At 49.0% G+C, this 17623-nt stretch carries 18 protein-coding genes; 14 read left to right on the top strand and 4 right to left on the bottom strand.

Annotated features, from left to right (window positions below; translation table 11 throughout):
* Positions 1-32 precede the first annotated feature (32 nt).
* From IV04_RS05940 to hisP, 5 genes are all read left to right on the top strand, one after another.
* Positions 33-605 (top strand): UbiX family flavin prenyltransferase, encoded by a 573-nt coding sequence (locus IV04_RS05940; RefSeq protein WP_037402493.1) that lies wholly within the window; start codon positions 33-35, stop codon positions 603-605.
* Between the two features lie 306 nt (positions 606-911).
* On the top strand, positions 912-1694 hold the full coding sequence (gene hisJ, locus IV04_RS05935; protein ID WP_037402492.1) for a histidine ABC transporter substrate-binding protein HisJ: 783 nt from the start codon (positions 912-914) through the stop codon (positions 1692-1694).
* A gap of 100 nt (positions 1695-1794) precedes the next feature.
* Positions 1795-2481 carry a histidine ABC transporter permease HisQ gene (locus IV04_RS05930; protein ID WP_037402489.1) on the top strand — a complete coding sequence of 229 codons (687 nt, stop codon included), beginning with the start codon at positions 1795-1797 and terminating at the stop codon, positions 2479-2481.
* Complete coding sequence (locus IV04_RS05925; RefSeq protein ID WP_037402487.1) at positions 2478-3185, top strand: ABC transporter permease; 708 nt, start codon at positions 2478-2480, stop codon at positions 3183-3185. The genes IV04_RS05930 and IV04_RS05925 overlap by 4 nt, the downstream gene beginning before the upstream one ends.
* Before the next feature lie 18 nt (positions 3186-3203).
* Positions 3204-3977: a histidine ABC transporter ATP-binding protein HisP gene (gene hisP / locus IV04_RS05920; RefSeq protein WP_037402486.1), complete on the top strand. Its 774-nt coding sequence runs from the start codon at positions 3204-3206 to the stop codon at positions 3975-3977.
* A gap of 16 nt (positions 3978-3993) precedes the next feature.
* Here the strand turns inward: hisP and IV04_RS05915 are convergent, their stop codons facing one another.
* From IV04_RS05915 to IV04_RS05900, 4 genes are all read right to left on the bottom strand, one after another.
* Positions 3994-4899 (bottom strand): TIGR01777 family oxidoreductase, encoded by a 906-nt coding sequence (locus IV04_RS05915; RefSeq protein ID WP_037402483.1) that lies wholly within the window; start codon positions 4897-4899, stop codon positions 3994-3996.
* A 27-nt stretch (positions 4900-4926) separates the two neighbouring features.
* Entirely contained in the window at positions 4927-5304 is a 378-nt protein-coding gene (folX, locus tag IV04_RS05910; RefSeq protein WP_037402480.1) for a dihydroneopterin triphosphate 2'-epimerase, read from the bottom strand.
* 168 nt (positions 5305-5472) lie between these two features.
* The gene (locus tag IV04_RS05905; protein WP_037402477.1) at positions 5473-5796 is read right to left on the bottom strand and encodes a cupin domain-containing protein; all 324 of its coding nucleotides are present in this window, start codon (positions 5794-5796) and stop codon (positions 5473-5475) included.
* A gap of 21 nt (positions 5797-5817) precedes the next feature.
* Entirely contained in the window at positions 5818-6984 is a 1167-nt protein-coding gene (locus tag IV04_RS05900; protein WP_037402474.1) for an oligogalacturonate lyase family protein, read from the bottom strand.
* Between the two features lie 447 nt (positions 6985-7431).
* On the opposite strand from IV04_RS05900, the gene IV04_RS05895 reads away from it, so the two are divergent.
* The 9 genes from IV04_RS05895 to IV04_RS05855 all read left to right on the top strand — a co-directional run bounded on the left by IV04_RS05895 (position 7432) and on the right by IV04_RS05855 (position 17332).
* On the top strand, positions 7432-9006 hold the full coding sequence (locus tag IV04_RS05895) for an MFS transporter (protein WP_051916705.1): 1575 nt from the start codon (positions 7432-7434) through the stop codon (positions 9004-9006).
* Between the two features lie 323 nt (positions 9007-9329).
* Complete coding sequence (gene kduD, locus IV04_RS05890; protein WP_037402473.1) at positions 9330-10091, top strand: 2-dehydro-3-deoxy-D-gluconate 5-dehydrogenase KduD; 762 nt, start codon at positions 9330-9332, stop codon at positions 10089-10091.
* Between the two features lie 104 nt (positions 10092-10195).
* Positions 10196-10840, top strand: a complete 645-nt coding sequence (locus IV04_RS05885) for an RpiB/LacA/LacB family sugar-phosphate isomerase (protein WP_037402471.1) — start codon at positions 10196-10198, stop codon at positions 10838-10840.
* A gap of 93 nt (positions 10841-10933) precedes the next feature.
* Positions 10934-11485 (top strand): phosphodiesterase, encoded by a 552-nt coding sequence (gene yfcE / locus IV04_RS05880; protein ID WP_037402468.1) that lies wholly within the window; start codon positions 10934-10936, stop codon positions 11483-11485.
* A 128-nt stretch (positions 11486-11613) separates the two neighbouring features.
* Positions 11614-12189: an NUDIX hydrolase YfcD gene (yfcD, locus tag IV04_RS05875; protein ID WP_037402465.1), complete on the top strand. Its 576-nt coding sequence runs from the start codon at positions 11614-11616 to the stop codon at positions 12187-12189.
* Positions 12190-13088: 899 nt separating this feature from the next.
* Positions 13089-13979, top strand: a complete 891-nt coding sequence (locus IV04_RS05870; RefSeq protein ID WP_037402463.1) for a carbohydrate ABC transporter permease — start codon at positions 13089-13091, stop codon at positions 13977-13979.
* Positions 13972-14886 (top strand): carbohydrate ABC transporter permease, encoded by a 915-nt coding sequence (locus IV04_RS05865; protein ID WP_037402460.1) that lies wholly within the window; start codon positions 13972-13974, stop codon positions 14884-14886. Before IV04_RS05870 ends, IV04_RS05865 begins: the two co-directional genes overlap by 8 nt.
* Before the next feature lie 13 nt (positions 14887-14899).
* Positions 14900-16027: an ABC transporter ATP-binding protein gene (locus IV04_RS05860; protein ID WP_037402458.1), complete on the top strand. Its 1128-nt coding sequence runs from the start codon at positions 14900-14902 to the stop codon at positions 16025-16027.
* Positions 16028-16042: 15 nt separating this feature from the next.
* Positions 16043-17332: an ABC transporter substrate-binding protein gene (locus IV04_RS05855; RefSeq protein WP_037402456.1), complete on the top strand. Its 1290-nt coding sequence runs from the start codon at positions 16043-16045 to the stop codon at positions 17330-17332.
* Positions 17333-17623: the final 291 nt, after the last annotated feature.

Here is a 17623-nt window from a genome sequence, read left to right as displayed (position 1 = left end):
TTCTAACCAGACACCCCGCAGAGGCCCATTTCATGAAAAAACTCATTGTTGGTATTTCCGGCGCCAGCGGCGCAATCTACGGCGTGCGTTTGTTACAGGTATTACGTGGCGTCGAAGGTGTGGAAAGCCATCTGGTGATGAGTCAGGCCGCGCGGCAGACACTGGCGCTGGAAACTTCGCTGAACTTGCGCGATGTGCAGGCGTTGGCTGATGTGGTGCATGATGTACGTGATATTGCCGCAACGATCTCTTCCGGCTCTTTCAAAACGCTGGGAATGGTAATTTTACCTTGCTCAATCAAAACCTTATCCGGTATTGTCAACAGTTACAGTGATGGTTTGCTGACGCGAGCTGCCGATGTGGTATTAAAAGAACGTCGCCCTTTGGTGTTATGCGTGCGTGAAACGCCCTTGCACCTTGGGCATTTGCGCCTGATGACGCAGGCGGCAGAAATGGGCGCGGTGATTATGCCGCCAGTGCCTGCTTTCTATCACCATCCGCAGAGCGTTGAAGACATTATTGATCAAACGGTTAACCGGGTCGTGGATCAGTTTGGCATTGAGCTGCCACAAGATTTATTTACGCGTTGGCAGGGCGGAAATTAACAATTTTGCTTCTAATTTAATACATTTGTGCAACTCAGCACTGATTTAGTGCGAAGTATGCACCATAATGATCCTGCTCGACTACGATCACTGTTTCAGGGGGAGGTTTATGCGGGTTACTCATAACGCAGTCTTCCCTGGCCGATCAATTTTTGCGGTTATCGTTCCATGAAACAGTTTTCAACAGGCCGGAGTCGTTCCCTCCGGCTTGTAACAACCGATGTGGCACGATTACTGCAAATTGATTTTGGTGGAACGCAGTCTAAAGCCTGTAGCGGCATCAGAAAATCAATTTGAGGGTACTATATGAAAAAGCGGGTTCTCATTCTTCCTTTAGTTTTGGCCTTAAGTGCAATCGGCAGCGCATTTGCTGCCATACCGTCAACGCTGAAAGTGGGCACTGATCCAACCTATGCACCATTCGAGTCCAAAAACGCTCAAGGGGAACTGGTCGGTTTTGACATCGATCTGGCCAAAGAGTTATGCAAACGTATAAATACCCAATGTGTTTTTGTCGAAAGCGACTTTGATGCGCTGATCCCTTCCCTCAAGGCGAAGAAAATTGACGCCATTATCTCTTCTCTTTCCATTACCGAGAAACGCCAGCAGGAAATTGCCTTTACCGACAAACTGTTTGCTGCCAACTCCCGCCTGATCGCGCCGAAAGGTTCGTCACTGTTGCCAACGGTTGAATCCTTGAAGGGTAAGAGCGTGGGGGTATTGCAGGGAACGACGCAGGAAGCCTATGCGAATGCTCTGTGGCAGCCGAAAGGGGTCACGGTAGTGCCTTATCAGAATCAGGATCTGGTGTACGCCGATCTGGCCTCCGGGCGTATCGACGCGGCATTCCAGGATGAAGTGGCGGGCAGCGATGGCTTCCTGAAACAGCCTCCGGGCAAGAATTACGCTTTTGCGGGTGAATCGGTGAAAGACGATAAATTCTTCGGCGTGGGTACCGGTATGGGGTTACGCAAGGATGAAACCGAGCTGAAAGCTGCGCTGGATAAAGCACTGGCTGAAATGCGCAAAGACGGTACTTACGACAAATTTGCGAAAAAATACTTCGATTTTGACGTTTACGGCGGTTAATTCCCGTCCTGTACCCTGCTTTTATTACGGGCTCAGCTTTGCCGGGCCCGTTCAAGCGGTGTGCGGTGGTTTGGGATCAAATAACGACAGGATGAAGTAGATGCTGCAAGGCTATTCCCAATTGATATTCGAGGGTGCTCTGGTTACGCTGGAGTTGGCTCTCAGTTCTGTGTTGCTGGCGGTGATGATTGGTTTGATCGGCGCTGGTGGCAAACTTTCACAAAATCGCGTTATCTCAACGATATTTGGCGCATATACCACCTTGATTCGCGGTGTTCCCGATCTGGTGTTGATGTTGCTGATCTTCTACGGCCTGCAGATTGCTCTGAACAACCTCACTGAACTCATCGGGTTTTCGCAGATCGATATTGATCCGCTGAGCGCGGGGATTATCACTCTGGGTTTTATCTATGGGGCTTATTTCACCGAGACCTTTCGTGGTGCCTATATGGCTGTCCCGCGTGGTCAGGTCGAGGCGGCAACGGCTTTCGGGCTGTCCAGTGGGCAGATTTTCCGCCGTATACTGTTCCCGGCGATGATGCGTTTCGCGTTACCCGGTATTGGTAATAACTGGCAGGTGATTCTGAAAGCCACGGCGCTGGTGTCGATTCTTGGTCTGAACGATCTGGTGAAAGCCACGCAGTTGGCGGGCAAAGGGACGTATCAACCCTTCTTCTATGCGCTGGTTGCCGGGATCGTGTATCTGGTTTTCACTACCGTTTCCAATGGCGTGCTGCTGTGGCTTGAACGGCGTTATTCACTGGGCGTCAAAAGGGCCGAGTTATGATCGAGATTCTGCATCAATATTGGCAATCGTTGTTGTGGAGCGATGGCTATCGATTTACCGGGGTGGCGGTGACGCTGTGGCTGCTGATTTCATCGGTGGCGATGGGCGGGCTGTTGGCGATCCCGATGGCAGTGGCGCGGGTGTCTTCCATTCGCTGGCTGCGTATTCCGGTGTGGTTTTATACCTATGTTTTTCGTGGTACTCCGCTTTATGTGCAGTTGCTGGTGTTTTATTCCGGCATGTACAGCCTGGAAATTGTGCGAGGAACCGAGTTCCTGAATGCGTTTTTCCGTAGCGGGCTCAATTGCACCATCCTGGCGCTGACGCTGAATACCTGCGCGTACACCACCGAAATTTTTGCCGGGGCCATTCGCGCGGTGCCGCATGGGGAAATTGAAGCGGCCAATGCCTATGGTTTTTCGCGTTTTAAAATGTATCGTTGCATTATCTTGCCTTCGGCGCTGCGCAGCGCACTACCGGCATACAGCAACGAAGTGATCCTGATGCTGCATTCGACGGCGCTGGCTTTTACCGCCACCGTGCCGGATCTGCTGAAGATAGCCCGCGATATCAATGCGGCAACCTATCAGCCGTTTTATGCGTTTGGTATCGCGGCGGTGTTGTATCTGATTATCTCCTACACGTTGATCAGCCTGTTCCGTAAGGCAGAGAAACGCTGGATGGCACACGTAACTCATCGATGAATGGCGGGAATAACACACATGTCTGAAAATAAATTAGCCGTCACCGAACTGCACAAGCGTTATGGCGACCATGAAGTGTTGAAAGGGGTTTCCCTGGCAGCCAATGCAGGGGATGTGATCAGTATTATCGGTTCTTCCGGTTCGGGTAAAAGCACCTTCCTGCGCTGTATTAATTTCCTTGAGAAACCCAGTGAAGGTTCGATCAGCCTGAATAATGAAGATATCCGTATGGTGCGCGATAAAGACGGCCAGTTGAAAGTGTTTGATAAGAAACAACTGCAATTGTTGCGTACCCGTTTGACCATGGTATTCCAGCATTTCAACCTGTGGAGCCACATGACGGTGCTGGAAAACGTGATGGAAGCGCCAGTGCAGGTATTGGGGTTGAGCAAGGCCGAAGCCCGCGATCGTGCGGTGCGCTATCTGGACAAGGTCGGCATTGACGAACGCGCACGGGGCAAATATCCGGTGCATCTTTCCGGTGGGCAGCAGCAGCGTGTGTCGATCGCCCGGGCATTGGCGATGGAACCGGAAGTGTTGCTGTTTGACGAACCGACCTCAGCGCTGGATCCTGAATTGGTGGGCGAAGTGCTGCGCATTATGCAGAAACTGGCCGAAGAGGGGAAAACCATGGTGGTAGTGACGCATGAAATGGAGTTTGCGCGCCATGTGTCGAACCATGTGATTTTCCTGCATCAAGGATTGATCGAAGAACAGGGGCCACCTGCCGACGTTTTCGGTAACCCGAAAAGCCCGCGTTTGCAGCAATTCCTTTCGGGTGCCCTTAAGTAAGGGCACCGCATATCACCTAGGCTTGCTGGTTGATTACATCATCCAGCGCCTGTTCCAGTTCAAAGAAGCGGAAACTGAAACCCGCTTCTTCCAGCCTTCTGGGTACTGCGCGTTGGCCACCCAGCACCAGCACCGCCGCTTCGCCCATTAACAGCCGCATAGCACACGCAGGAACACGCAGGAACGCCGGGCGATCCAACACGCTGGCCAAGGTGGCGGCAAACTGCTCGTTATGCACCGGGTAGGGCGCAACCATATTGAATGGGCCTTGCAGGGGAGGATGATCCAGCAGATAGATAATGCCATTGACCATATCATCGATATGGATCCAGGGCAGATATTGACGCCCATTGCCGATTGGCCCGCCGAGCCCCATGCGGAAGGGCGGCAACATTTTGGCCAGGGCACCACCTTGACGGGCCAGCACCACACCGGTACGCAACAGGCAGACGCGGGTACGGCTGCTTTGTGCCTGCAGCGCCAGCGCCTCCCACCGTTGGCAGAGCTGATGGGTAAACTCATCGCGCGGGGTTTCATCTTCGGTGACGACAGCCTGCCCCTGATCGCCATAATAACCGACGGCAGATCCTGAAATCAGCACCGCAGGTGGCGTCGCACTGGCATTGATCAGCGTTGCCAGACGTTCGGTCAGATCCCAGCGGCTATGGCACAGGCGCTCTTTCTGGGCTTGGCTCCAACGTTTATCCGCGATGGGCTCACCCGCCAGATTGATGACGGCATCAAAGCCGTCCAGAGACGGTTGATCGCTCAGTGAGGGCCAATAGCTGACCTGCTGGCCAAACTTTTCCTGCGCACGTTTTACATTACGTGACAGCACGGTAACTTCATGGGAAAGATGCAGCAGTTGCCGAGTCAAGCTGCTGCCAATCAGCCCTGTAGCGCCAGTAATCAGGATCCGCATGATCCGCCCCCCTGAACGATGTGAGTACTATGCTGCGTTGCGGCGATAGCTCATGGTCATGGAAACCGAGTCGGCATAACGCAGGGCCAGCAGTTTATCTATCTCTACTTCAGCATAGGTTACCCACGGGTGTTGTTTTACGATATCGAGCACATCCTGCGTTAATTTTTCCAGCAACGCGAAGCGGTTACTCTCAATGTGGTGGATGATGGCTTTGGTAATAGTGCGATAGTTCAGCGCATCGTCAATGTTTTCACTGTTACGTGCTTTATCCGCAGGATAATGGATCGTCACGTTGATCAGGATATCCTGACGATTATTGATTTCTTCTTCTTTGATGCCGATGAAAGTGCGTAAGCGCAGGTTTTTAATGCGAATAACGGCATCGGGTTGATGAGATGACATCAGCGATCCTCCAGAGATCTGAATGTTTGTACCCAGAATACACGGAAACTCGAGAAATGATAACGCACCCTAAGGGTTAAACAACGCGACGTGGCGGTGGGGGATATCAAGTTGCTTGGGGGAGAGTAAAAATCCCCGGCACGGCTGTGCCAGGGATTGCGGGGGAGTTTAGCTCAGGAAATCTGCACGCTGCGGTGTAAAGGTATCCAGCAGCGTTCCGGCTTCCAAGCAGACGCAACCGTGAACCACGTTCGGTTCCTTGTACAGCGTATCTCCGGCACTCACTTCTTTGGTGACACCGTCAATGGTGAAGCTGAAGCGGCCAGAAAGCACATAAGTCAGCTGTTCGTGCGGGTGGCTGTGCAAGGTGCCGACGGCGTCTTTGCTGAAGTTGACTTCCACTGCCATCATCGTTCCGCCGTGAGCGAGAATACGCCGCGTGATGCCGTTCCCCAAATCCTCAAGCGCGCATTCTTGTTTGTAGATGAACATGATTTTTCCTCAGTAATAACCTTAAGCAAACAGATTTTCAGGCAATTTAGCCAGATAGAGTGCGGGCTCCCCTTCAAAATCTGAAGTAAACAGCACTTGACGGTTGTCTGGCGTGAAGGAAGGGTGAGGGTGCGTTACCTGACGATCGCCCTTCAATACGCGCCATGAACTGTTGTGTGCGGCCAGGCGCGCCGTGCGTTTGTTCTTGGCATCAAACACATAAAGCCAAGGATCGTTCTCGATGGTATAGCCTGCAGAATCCTTGATATCGACCGGAGATGCAGAGCCATCACCCACCAGCAAGCTGCCATCGTGGTTGCTCATCAGGTGAGAACAGGCTGGCATCGACATGACAACTTCATTGACGCCAGTTTCCGGGTCGAAACGGCAGATGTTGCGGTCTTGCTGGCCTTTCATATAAGAGACATACATCAAGGCAGAACCGTCCGGTACCCAGAATTCGTGGGTGCAGCTCTCGCCTTCAGCGTGGCTTTTCACCTTACGCATGTTGGTGCCGTCTTCATTAATCATCCACATGCGGGCGTCAACCAGATCGTGTGGGCCTTCATGGCAGAAAGCCACGCAGTTATCGTGGTAAGGACGATAAATCGGGTGGCCCAGCCAGAGGTTGTCCTGATAGATCACGCGTGAAGAACCGCTATGGAGATCGACGCGAAGCAGGCGGCAACGAGGGTTCTTGGTGAAGAAGGAGTGGAAGATTTTCCAATCGGTCAGCGGTTCCCAATCGTTGCGATCGATCTCGATGCCCACTAGGCTGGTACATTCGCTGTTGGCGACCCAAGTACCGTAGCCTACCCACTCTTCTGGCACCTGATAGACCGTTTTTTCGCTACAGTTGCTGAGCTCAACCCGGCGCAGTTCGCGTTCATTTTTTACATAGTAAAGGAAGCGATCGTCCGGTGATAAAAAGCCCCCGAAAGTATTGTCGCCCGCGCCTTCGGTCAGTTGAACTGCCTGCTGTTTTTGCAGGTCCAGCAGGTAATAGTTGCGGTTGCCGTCAAATTCCCCAGCGAATAACAGCTTGTTCCCATCATTGGTGAAGCATTTCTGGTAGAAATAATTCCGGTGGCACAGAACGTCTGGCGGCGTCAAGCGGGTGATTTGTGCGCCAGTACCTGCATCGGTTGAACGGTGAAAATTGAATTCGAGGATTGAACCTTTAGCCACAATGGCCTCCCTTAAACTGGTTGATGAACCGCCTGAACTGAACAGTTCCTGAATTAATAAAACAATGTTTCATAAATTTAGAAAAATGATATCAAAGTGGCGCAGCAGGCCAACCCATACGGGTGATTTATGCGACCGGTATCGCATAAATTACTTCTCGCATTCTGGTTTCATTCAAGATGCCCGTTTTGGTCATGGTCAGCGGGGAATAACAGTTGCATTCTGTGCCATCTCTAGCTGCGCAAGCCACATAGTGGTTGGGAAAACCAACATCTCCCAAGGAGGGCTGTAATTTGATTTGGCTCACGCTTAAAACGTCCGTATTAAATACCCATACTTTTTTTCTGTGATTTTAATCACATCAATCTCGCTTGCCAACCAGTATAAAACATCATTCCTAAAAAAATGAAATAATAGTTCATTTTATTGACGAAATGAGACGTAGAGATGAGAACAACGAGCATTAAGCCTTTGGGAGAAGGTCGGGTAGTCACACTGGGGCATCAGTTGGCATACGGTGGTGGCAACCTGTTAGGCAGTGGTGCTCTGGCAATCAGCGGCGCTTGGTTACTTTATTTTTACACCACGTTTTGTGGTCTGACGTTGTTGGAAGCGTCATTTATCTTCTCGGTAGCCAGCGTTATTGATGCGATCAGTAACCCGGTGATGGGGTACTTAACCGATAACTTTGGTAATACCTGGTTTGGCAAACGTTTTGGCCGGCGCCGTTTCTTTGTGCTGATTGGCGCACCGCTGATGATTTTTTACCCACTGCTGTGGGTAGAAGGTTTCGGCTTCTGGTATTACCTTGCTACCTATGTGATTTTTGAACTGATCTACACCTCGGTTATGGTGCCTTATGAAACACTGGCGACCGAAATGACCGATGACTTTGCTGTGCGCTCCAAGCTTACCGGCTACAAAGCGATTTTTGGCAAAATGGCCAACTTCCTGGCGGCCTTCATTCCTGGGCAATTCATCCTGATCTACGGCAAAGAGTCCGCGCAGCCCTTCCTTTATACCGGTATCACCTACGGGATCATTCTGTTTATTGCTATCGGCGTACTTTATCTGTTCTCTTGGGAACGAAAAGATGCAGGGACGGCGGTCGTGAAGCAGAAACAATCGCTGCTGAGGACGTTGATATCTCTGGCCAGAGATATGCAATCGACGTTTTATCTGCGGGTGTTCCGCAAGCATCTGGGGATGTACCTGTTTGGCTTTGGTGCCGAATGGCTGTTTGCCTCGGTCTTTACCTATTTCGTGATTTTTGTGCTGCAGTACGATCCGGCGATCCTGGCTGGGCTGAACAGCTTGAATGCCATGCTGCAGCTATTCTCTACGGCGTTGTTCATTGGCCTGTGCGTCAAAAAAGGCTTCAGCAAACCCTATAGTTGGGCGCTCGGTGTTGTTATTTTCGCCGTCTGCTGTTACTCCCTGCTGCGCTTCTTCAACCTGCCTGCGCATTATGCCTCGGCGGCCATTATCGGGATTACGGTGGTCTTTGGCTTGGGCACCGGCGGGGTTTATTACATCCCCTGGACGGTATACACCTTCCTGGCCGATGTTGATGAAGTGTTTACCGGTCGCCGCCGCGAGGGGATTTACGCAGGTGCTATGACCTTCTCTGGCAAAATAGTCCGCTCCATTATTGTGTTTACGATGGGCGCAATCCTCAGCTATTACGGCTTCCAGTCCAAATCCCATACACAACCGGACACCGCGATCACGGCTATCTCCTGGGTGTTCTTTGCGGGTGTCATCCTGCTGGGGCTGGTGGCCATCGTCTTCAGTAGCCAGATGACGTTAAACCGCCAAACCCACCGCGTAGTTTTGGATGAGGTGGCGCGGATCAAAGCCGGTGGAAAGCTTGGTGACATTCAGCCAGAAGCCCGTCTGGTGATCGAAAAACTGGTGGGGCTGCCTTATGAACAATGCTGGGGCAATAGCAAGATCTGCCAGAAAATGAATATTGTTCCTGAAGTGAAAACCACCTTGCGTGAATCGACTTCGCAGGCTTGACCTCCTGAATAGACATTGATGAAACCTTTCTGTTCTTTGGGCAGAAAGGTTTGTCAACAGGGAAGGGAAATAGCGAACGTTTTTCTTGGTTAGGTCGATCGCCATCAAATAAATGAAAGATACCTTTCACAAAAATCAAAACATTGTTTCAATTTTATTGATTGCCATCGGGATAAGCGCTAGACTTGCCGCATCATGATGACAGGGACAGGCAATGCTGCCTGCTCTGTGCGGCAGCAAGCTGCGGATACTGACGGGATTGCAATGCTATCCCCACTTTTTTGATAAGGGCTGGTGATGCCCTGAGTACTAAGGAAAAGAGCATGATTCTCGATAATTTTTCGTTGCAGGGTAAAGTTGCTGTCGTGACGGGTTGTGACACAGGTCTGGGCCAGGGTATGGCACTGGGTTTGGCACAGGCAGGGTGTGACATTGTTGGGATCAACGTTGTTGAGCCAACAGAAACCATCGCGAAAGTTGCAGAGCTGGGGCGCCGTTTTCTGAGCCTGAAAGCTGACCTGAGCAACCTGGACGTGCTGCCTTCCTTGATTGAGCGTGCCGTGGCAGAGTTTGGCCATATCGATATTCTGGTGAACAACGCAGGTATCATCCGCCGTCAGGACGCGCTGGAGTTCAGCGAGAAAGATTGGGATGATGTGATGAACCTGAACATTAAAACGGTCTTCTTCATGTCTCAAGCCGTAGCGCGCCAATTCATTGCGCAAGGTAAAGGCGGCAAGATCATCAACATCGCTTCTATGCTGTCTTTCCAAGGGGGTATTCGCGTGCCTTCCTACACTGCGTCAAAGAGCGCGGTAATGGGTGTAACCCGTCTGTTGGCCAACGAATGGGCCAGCCATGGCATCAACGTTAACGCTTTGGCTCCAGGCTATATGGCGACTAACAATACCCGTCAGTTGCGCGACGATCAGGCTCGCAGTGAAGCCATTCTTGAGCGTATTCCTGCCGGGCGTTGGGGCCTGCCAGAAGACTTGATGGGGCCAGCCGTATTCTTGGCGTCGTCAGCTTCAGATTATGTTAATGGCTATACCCTGGCGGTAGATGGCGGCTGGTTAGCTCGCTAAGTCTGAATAGATACCCTCAATAATTCGAGTTGCAACCAAGCCCACGCTAATGCAACTTGCAGTGAACGGTATAACGCATTGATTTTATTTTCAGAGAGGAAACGATGAATATTGCACTGATGATGGAAAACAGCCAGGCGGGTAAAAATGCGCTGGTTCTTGAACAACTGCAGGCCGTAGCGGCTGACAATCATGATGCGGTGTTCAACGTCGGTATGAGTGATGAGAAAGACCACCATCTGACTTATATCCATCTGGGGATCATGGCCAGCATCCTGCTGAATGCAGAAGCGGTGGATTTTGTGATTACCGGTTGCGGCACCGGCCAGGGTGCGATGATGTCACTGAACGCCCACCCAGGTGTGGTGTGCGGTTACTGCATCGAGCCTGCGGACGCCTTCCTGTTTGCCCAGGTTAACAACGGTAACGCCCTGGCTCTGCCATTTGCCAAAGGCTTTGGCTGGGGTGCAGAACTGAATATTCGTTACATCTTCGAGAAAGCGTTTACTGGCCGTAGAGGTGAAGGTTATCCAGTCGATCGTAAGGAGCCTCAGGTACGCAACGCCGGTATTCTGAATCAGGTTAAGCGTGCAGTGAGCAAAGATAACTATCTTGATACGCTGCGTGCCATCGACCCAGAACTGCTGAAAACTGCTGTCAGCGGTGCGCGTTTCCAAGAATGTCTGTTCTCACAGGGCAAGAAAGCTGAGATCGTGGCATTCGTAAAAGATATTATCAACCGCGCTTGATTGTTCTTCAGGTGGCCGCTGGTCGGCCACCTTGTTCATCGTTTAGTATTCCTGCGTTAGAATGGGTTTCATATTCCGTACCAAGGGAAGCTTATGAAGCTGATGTTCGCCTCTGACTTACATGGTTCACTTTCCGCTACTGAAAAAATTCTCGAACTGTTTGTACAAAGTCGTGCCGATTGGTTGATTCTTTTAGGTGATTTACTCAACCATGGGCCACGTAATGCGTTGCCAGATACCTATCAACCCGCACAGGTTGCCGAGCATTTAAATCTTTATCGCGATAAGATCGTTGCCGTTCGTGGCAATTGTGACAGCGAAGTCGATCAGATGCTGCTTTCATTCCCTATCACAGCTCCCTTTCAACAAGTCCTGTTGCCCAAAAGACGGCTGTTTCTAACTCATGGTCACCTTTATCATCCTGGTGTGTTGCCGCCGTTATCGCCGGGTGATGTGCTGGTGTATGGCCACACGCATTTGCCGCAGGCAGAATGTCAGGGGGGCATTTACTGCTTTAACCCTGGTTCGGTCAGCATGCCAAAAGGGGGCTTTCCTGCCAGTTATGGCATACTGGATCAGAATATTTTGCGTGTGATCGGCTTGCACGGTGGCAAGGCTGTTGCGGAGCTGGCACTAGCACACTAATTTATATATACCCAAAATAATTGCACTTGTAAGATGAAGAGTGTACGCATATTAAAAATCACTAGAAGTACACTGATCAATTAACCAGAGCGCGGCATTCATCGCGCCAAAATAGAAGGTCTTAGAGGATGGCGGAACAGGATCAGGCTGCAGATACCGAATGGGTGGATATCGTCAATGAGCAAAACGAAGTGATTGCTCAATCCAGTCGTCAACAGATGCGTGCTCAACGGCTGCGTCACCGTGCTACCTATATTGTGGTGCATAATGGAATGGGGCGGATTTTGGTGCAGCGCCGTACAGACAGCAAGGACTTCTACCCTGGCTGGCTGGATGCCTGCGCTGGTGGAGTGGTGCAAAGCGGTGAAAATATGCTTGATTCTGCTCGTCGCGAAGCGGAAGAGGAACTGGGAATTGCCGGGGTACCTTTTGCTGAGCACGGCATGTTCTATTTTGAAGAAAACCAATGCCGCATTTGGGGGGCGCTGTTCAGCTGTGTGTCACACGGCCCTTTTGCCTTACAGGAAGATGAGGTGGCAGAAGTCAGTTGGATGACGCCGGAAGAGATCACCGCGCGCTGCGACGAATTTACCCCAGATTCGTTAAAAGCACTGTCATTATGGCTGACGCGTAATAACGATCAGGATTACGGTAAGCCATTGCAGCGTGAGAGCAAAGTCGAGTCCGGTGAAGAGAACCACTGATCACACCAGATTCCAGGCTGTGTTTTTTGCCGTTGAGTAAGAACGCAGCCTTTCTTAACCCCACCTAAACGACTTTCCCCAGCCCAGTTTGGCTCGATATCCCCAGCAATCGGTATGCTGCCTTTTGGCCTGTGACACAATTGGCTAACCTATTTTCCACAAATCAAGATCGTTAACACCACAATCAATATCAATTATTTTTTTGATGTAAATCAATCTGTTAAGTCAGTCACTTAACTGGGTTTTTAATCGGTGGGTGGTGAGGTCAAAAAAAATAAAACAACGTTCCTACTTTGGTCACACTTTTGCTATCCACCCAATGACGCTGAGAGAAATTTAGATATAATAATTTGAAATAGTGTTTCAGTTTGCTAGCTGATGTGTGGAGATCGCAAATGGACTTAAGGTGCTGCACTCAAAAGAACGACAGTATCGTGATGGATCTGCCATCAGCTTTTTGCCTGCTGCTCAAGCGAGCCATGAGGAGTGGGCAAGCCCAATTGGTTTCCTTACGGAACGGATTTATTTTGTTTCTCCAATTTATCCATTGTTTGTCTCAACACCATGAACTGGGAGCACATGGTAAAAATTCTTTAGTACTTTATATACGAAAATTATTATTTATTTGTTTAGCGTATGGATCGCGGCTGTGTGTCACTTTTGTTGGCGATACGCAACTGCAAAAGCAGAGTGATATTTTTTTACTGCTTCAGCGCGGCATGTTGTTATCAGAACGGAGGTTAAAACACTCTACCTTGGGTTGGATCTGATGGCCGTCGGGTCTCTTTATACTCATCAGACTTCGAGTTTGCAGCCTTCGTGCAACTCGAATGGCTTAGAGTATATAACGTTAATTAAATTTTCTTTATTTAACTTTTCTATATCTATGGGTAATAACCATGAATGAAAACAGAATGCTGGGGTTAGCCTATATATCACCTTATATTATAGGGCTGATAATATTTACGGCATTTCCCTTTGTGTCATCATTCTTGTTAAGCTTTACAGAATATGACCTGATGAATCCGCCAGTGTTTAACGGGATCGAAAATTACCGTTATATGCTCACGGAAGATCATCTCTTTTGGAAATCTATGGGTGTCACTTTTGCCTATGTGTTTCTGACCATTCCTCTAAAATTGGCATTTGCACTCGGTATTGCTTTTGTTCTTAATTTTAAGCTACGTGGGATTGGATTTTTCCGGACGGCATACTACATTCCTTCGATTCTGGGCAGTAGCGTTGCTATCGCCGTATTGTGGCGTGCGCTGTTTGCCATCGATGGTCTGTTAAACAGCTTTATCGGTGTATTCGGCGCAGACCCTATCAACTGGCTGGGTGAACCTTCGCTGGCGTTGATGTCGGTCACTTTGCTGCGTGTGTGGCAATTTGGTTCTGCCATGGTGATTTTCCTGGCGGCATTACAGAACGTTCCACAGTCACAATATGAAGCCGCAATGATTGATGGCGCTTCAAAATGGCAGATGTTTATGAAAGTGACCGTGCCGTTGATTACGCCGGTTATCTTCTTCAACTTCATTATGCAGACAACGCAGGCGTTCCAAGAGTTTACGGCACCGTATGTTATTACGGGTGGTGGCCCAACTCACTATACCTACCTGTTCTCACTGTATATTTACGATACTGCATTTAAATATTTTGATATGGGTTACGGTGCTGCGTTGGCCTGGATATTGTTCCTGGTTGTGGCCTTGTTTGCCTCAGTCGCCTTTAAATCATCGAAGTATTGGGTCTTCTACTCAGCGGATAAGGGAGGCAAAAATGGCTGATATGCATCAAGATAACGTAATCATGAGCGATGCTCAGAAAACGGCTGAGCAAGAGGTACAGCGGACATTACGCAAAGAAAAAGTTAGCGCATTTATTCGTTATATCATCCTGCTGTTTGTTGGTTTACTGATGCTTTATCCACTGGTGTGGATGTTCTCTGCATCATTCAAGCCCAATCATGAAATCTTTACGACGCTAGGATTGTGGCCCGCGCATCCAACCTCTGACGGTTTCGTTAATGGCTGGAAAACCGGGACAGAGTATAACTTTGGCCACTACATGCTTAACACGTTTAAGTTTGTTATTCCTAAAGTCATCCTGACCATTATTTCTTCGACGATCGTGGCCTACGGCTTTGCCCGTTTTGAAATTCCATGGAAAAAGTTCTGGTTCGCAACGCTGATCACCACCATGTTGCTGCCGAGCACAGTGTTACTGATCCCTCAGTACATTATGTTCCGTGAGATGGGGATGCTGGACAGCTATCTGCCGCTGTATTTACCGCTGGCATTTGCGACGCAGGGTTTCTTCGTCTTTATGTTGATCCAGTTCTTGCGTGGTGTACCACGTGATATGGAAGAGGCCGCGCAAATTGATGGCTGTAACTCCTTCCAGGTGCTGTGGTATGTCGTGGTACCGATTCTGAAACCGGCGATTATTTCTGTTGCTCTGTTCCAATTCATGTGGTCGATGAACGACTTTATTGGGCCACTGATTTATGTTTACAGCGTAGATAAATACCCTATTGCCCTGGCGCTGAAAATGTCTATCGACGTTACCGAAGGTGCGCCGTGGAATGAAATTCTGGCAATGGCAAGTATCTCTATTCTGCCGTCTATCATCGTGTTCTTCCTGGCCCAACGCTATTTCGTGCAGGGTGTTACCAGCAGCGGTATTAAAGGTTAATTGAGGATTTATCATGGCTGAAGTCGTATTTAATAATTTAGAGAAAGTTTACACCAACGGTTATAAAGCCGTTCATGGTATCAATTTAACCATTGCTGACGGTGAGTTCATGGTCATCGTCGGGCCGTCCGGCTGCGCCAAGTCAACCACGCTGCGTATGCTGGCGGGGTTGGAAACCATCAGCGGTGGTGAAGTCCGTATCGGCGAGCGCGTGGTGAACAACCTGGCACCTAAATCGCGTGGTATTGCCATGGTGTTCCAGAACTATGCGCTTTATCCGCACATGACGGTGAAAGAGAACCTGGCGTTTGGCTTGAAGCTGAGCAAACTGCCTAAAGAGCAGATCGAGGCGCAGGTAACCGAAGCGGCAAAAATCCTGGAATTAGAAGAGCTGCTTGATCGCCTGCCACGGCAACTTTCTGGTGGGCAGGCACAGCGTGTGGCCGTTGGCCGTGCGATCGTCAAGAAACCGGATGTTTTCTTGTTTGATGAGCCATTGTCCAACCTGGATGCCAAATTACGTGCATCAATGCGTATCCGTATTTCCGATCTGCACAAGCAATTGAAAAAGAGCGGTAAACCGGCGACTACAGTTTATGTTACCCATGACCAAACAGAAGCAATGACTATGGGTGACCGTATCTGTGTGATGAAACTTGGCCATATCATGCAGGTTGATACACCAGATAACCTTTATCACTTCCCGAAAAACATGTTTGTGGCCGGTTTTATCGGTGCGCCTGAAATGAATATCAAGCCGAGTAAACTGGTAGAGCAAGATGGCAAGATCGGTTTGACCGTGGGTAATTACACGCTGACATTGACCCCGCATCAGCAGGCGAAAGTGGCTGGGCATGTGGGTGAAGAGGTGTTCTTTGGTGTTCGTCCTGAGTTTATCACTATTTCAGAGTCACCTTTTGAGGGGAATCACTCTCAGGGGGAATTAGTGCGCGTTGAAAACATGGGCCACGAATTCTTTGTTTACCTTAAGGTTAATGATTTTGAATTGACCTGTCGTATCCCATCTGATGATGTTAAACCTATTCTCAAAAATGGGCTGCATCGTCCTGTTTACTTTAAATTTGATATGAATAAATGCCATATCTTTGATGCAAAGACAGAAAAAAATATTTCTCTTTAACAGGAGTTTTAGATAATGAAAAAAAGATTATTACAAGTTTTGGTTGCTTCTTCTATTGCTATGTTTGCGCACCAGTCATTTGCTGCTGAACAGGTCGATTTGCGTATGTCTTGGTGGGGGGGGAATAGCCGCCACCAGATGACGTTGAAGGCGATTGAAGAGTTCCAGAAACAGAATCCGGATATTAAGGTTAAATCAGAATATACGGGTTGGGATGGTCACCTTTCTCGCTTGACGACCCAGATTGCTGGCGGAACAGAACCAGACGTTATGCAAACTAACTGGAACTGGTTGCCGATCTTTTCAAAGGATGGCAGCGGTTTCTATGATTTGAATAAAGTCAGTGAGCATCTGGATCTGACTCAGTTTGATCCAAAGGAACTGAAGACTACCACGGTTAATGGCAAACTGAACGGGATCCCGATTTCAGTGACTGCACGTGTCTTCTACCTTAACGATGTTACCTGGAAGAATGCTGGCGTAGAGTACCCTAAGACTTGGGATGAATTACTGGCTGCCGGTAAGAAATTCCAGGAAGTATTGGGTGAGAAGTATTACCCAGTGGTACTTGAGCATCAAGACTCCTTCGCATTGTTGCGCTCATATATGATACAGAAGCACAATGTGGATATTGTTAACGAAGAGAAGAAGAAGTTTAACTATACCCCAGAGCAGTGGGTCGAGTTCTTCCAAATGTATAAAGACATGGTGGACAGCCATGTGATGCCGTCATCCAAATATTTTGCCTCTTTCGGCAAAAGTAATATGTATGAAATGAAACCTTGGATTGCGGGTGAGTTTGCAGGAACCTATATGTGGAACTCCACCATCAAGAAATATTCAGATAACCTGAAACCGCCAGCAAAACTGGAATTGGGTAATTACCCGATGTTGGAAGGCGCGACGGATGCGGGCTTGTTCTTTAAACCAGCCCAAATGTTCTCAATTGGTAAAAGCAGCAAGCATCCGCGTGAGGCTGCCATGCTGATTAACTTCCTGTTGAACAGCAAAGAGGGTGTTGAAGCACTGGGGCTGGAGCGCGGTGTGCCACTCAGTAAGACTGCGGTGAATCAGTTACGTGAAAGTGGTGTGATTAAAGATACCGATCCGGCGGTTGCAGGGTTGAAACTGGCGTTGTCTTTACCTCACGCAATCAATGCGTCACCTTACTTTGATGACCCGCAGATTGTGGTGTTATTCCAGGATGCCATTCAGTCGATCGACTATGGTAAGAAAACGGTTAAAGAAACTGCCGCTGATTTCCAATCTCAGGGTGATCGTATCCTGAAGCGGGCAATGAGATAATAAGACCTTAATAATAACCTGCCATTATATAGGGTGGGTTATTATAAAATAAATTGAAGTATGATGGTGTAGTGTAATAGAGGTTATAACCGGCCTCTATTATGGTTCTGTGTCTATTTGGTGAAGTAATAATGTTTCTCTATTTTTAATAGTGAACATTACCAATGAGTTGTCCTTTTGGATAAGTCAGAAGGTTAAAGGTAAGACAGGTTTAATAAAATACTTATATGATTCACTCACTTTAATTTTCAATACCTCTAAGGGATGCTTTTTAGGGTGTGAACTTTTGTA

The organism is Serratia sp. Ag1 (genome assembly GCF_000743355.1).
Classification (GTDB): domain Bacteria; phylum Pseudomonadota; class Gammaproteobacteria; order Enterobacterales; family Enterobacteriaceae; genus Chania.
This window is presented reverse-complemented; position numbering and strand designations above follow the sequence as displayed.

Coding starts and splice junctions, on each gene's coding strand:
- IV04_RS05940 (WP_037402493.1), top strand. CDS start 33: ATGAAAAAACTCATTGTTGGTATTTCCGGCGCCAGCGGCGCAATCTAC.
- hisJ (WP_037402492.1), top strand. CDS start 912: ATGAAAAAGCGGGTTCTCATTCTTCCTTTAGTTTTGGCCTTAAGTGCA.
- IV04_RS05930 (WP_037402489.1), top strand. CDS start 1,795: ATGCTGCAAGGCTATTCCCAATTGATATTCGAGGGTGCTCTGGTTACG.
- IV04_RS05925 (WP_037402487.1), top strand. CDS start 2,478: ATGATCGAGATTCTGCATCAATATTGGCAATCGTTGTTGTGGAGCGAT.
- hisP (WP_037402486.1), top strand. CDS start 3,204: ATGTCTGAAAATAAATTAGCCGTCACCGAACTGCACAAGCGTTATGGC.
- IV04_RS05915 (WP_037402483.1), bottom strand. CDS start 4,899: ATGCGGATCCTGATTACTGGCGCTACAGGGCTGATTGGCAGCAGCTTG.
- folX (WP_037402480.1), bottom strand. CDS start 5,304: ATGTCATCTCATCAACCCGATGCCGTTATTCGCATTAAAAACCTGCGC.
- IV04_RS05905 (WP_037402477.1), bottom strand. CDS start 5,796: ATGTTCATCTACAAACAAGAATGCGCGCTTGAGGATTTGGGGAACGGC.
- IV04_RS05895 (WP_051916705.1), top strand. CDS start 7,432: ATGAGAACAACGAGCATTAAGCCTTTGGGAGAAGGTCGGGTAGTCACA.
- kduD (WP_037402473.1), top strand. CDS start 9,330: ATGATTCTCGATAATTTTTCGTTGCAGGGTAAAGTTGCTGTCGTGACG.
- IV04_RS05885 (WP_037402471.1), top strand. CDS start 10,196: ATGAATATTGCACTGATGATGGAAAACAGCCAGGCGGGTAAAAATGCG.
- yfcE (WP_037402468.1), top strand. CDS start 10,934: ATGAAGCTGATGTTCGCCTCTGACTTACATGGTTCACTTTCCGCTACT.
- yfcD (WP_037402465.1), top strand. CDS start 11,614: ATGGCGGAACAGGATCAGGCTGCAGATACCGAATGGGTGGATATCGTC.
- IV04_RS05870 (WP_037402463.1), top strand. CDS start 13,089: ATGAATGAAAACAGAATGCTGGGGTTAGCCTATATATCACCTTATATT.
- IV04_RS05865 (WP_037402460.1), top strand. CDS start 13,972: ATGGCTGATATGCATCAAGATAACGTAATCATGAGCGATGCTCAGAAA.
- IV04_RS05860 (WP_037402458.1), top strand. CDS start 14,900: ATGGCTGAAGTCGTATTTAATAATTTAGAGAAAGTTTACACCAACGGT.
- IV04_RS05855 (WP_037402456.1), top strand. CDS start 16,043: ATGAAAAAAAGATTATTACAAGTTTTGGTTGCTTCTTCTATTGCTATG.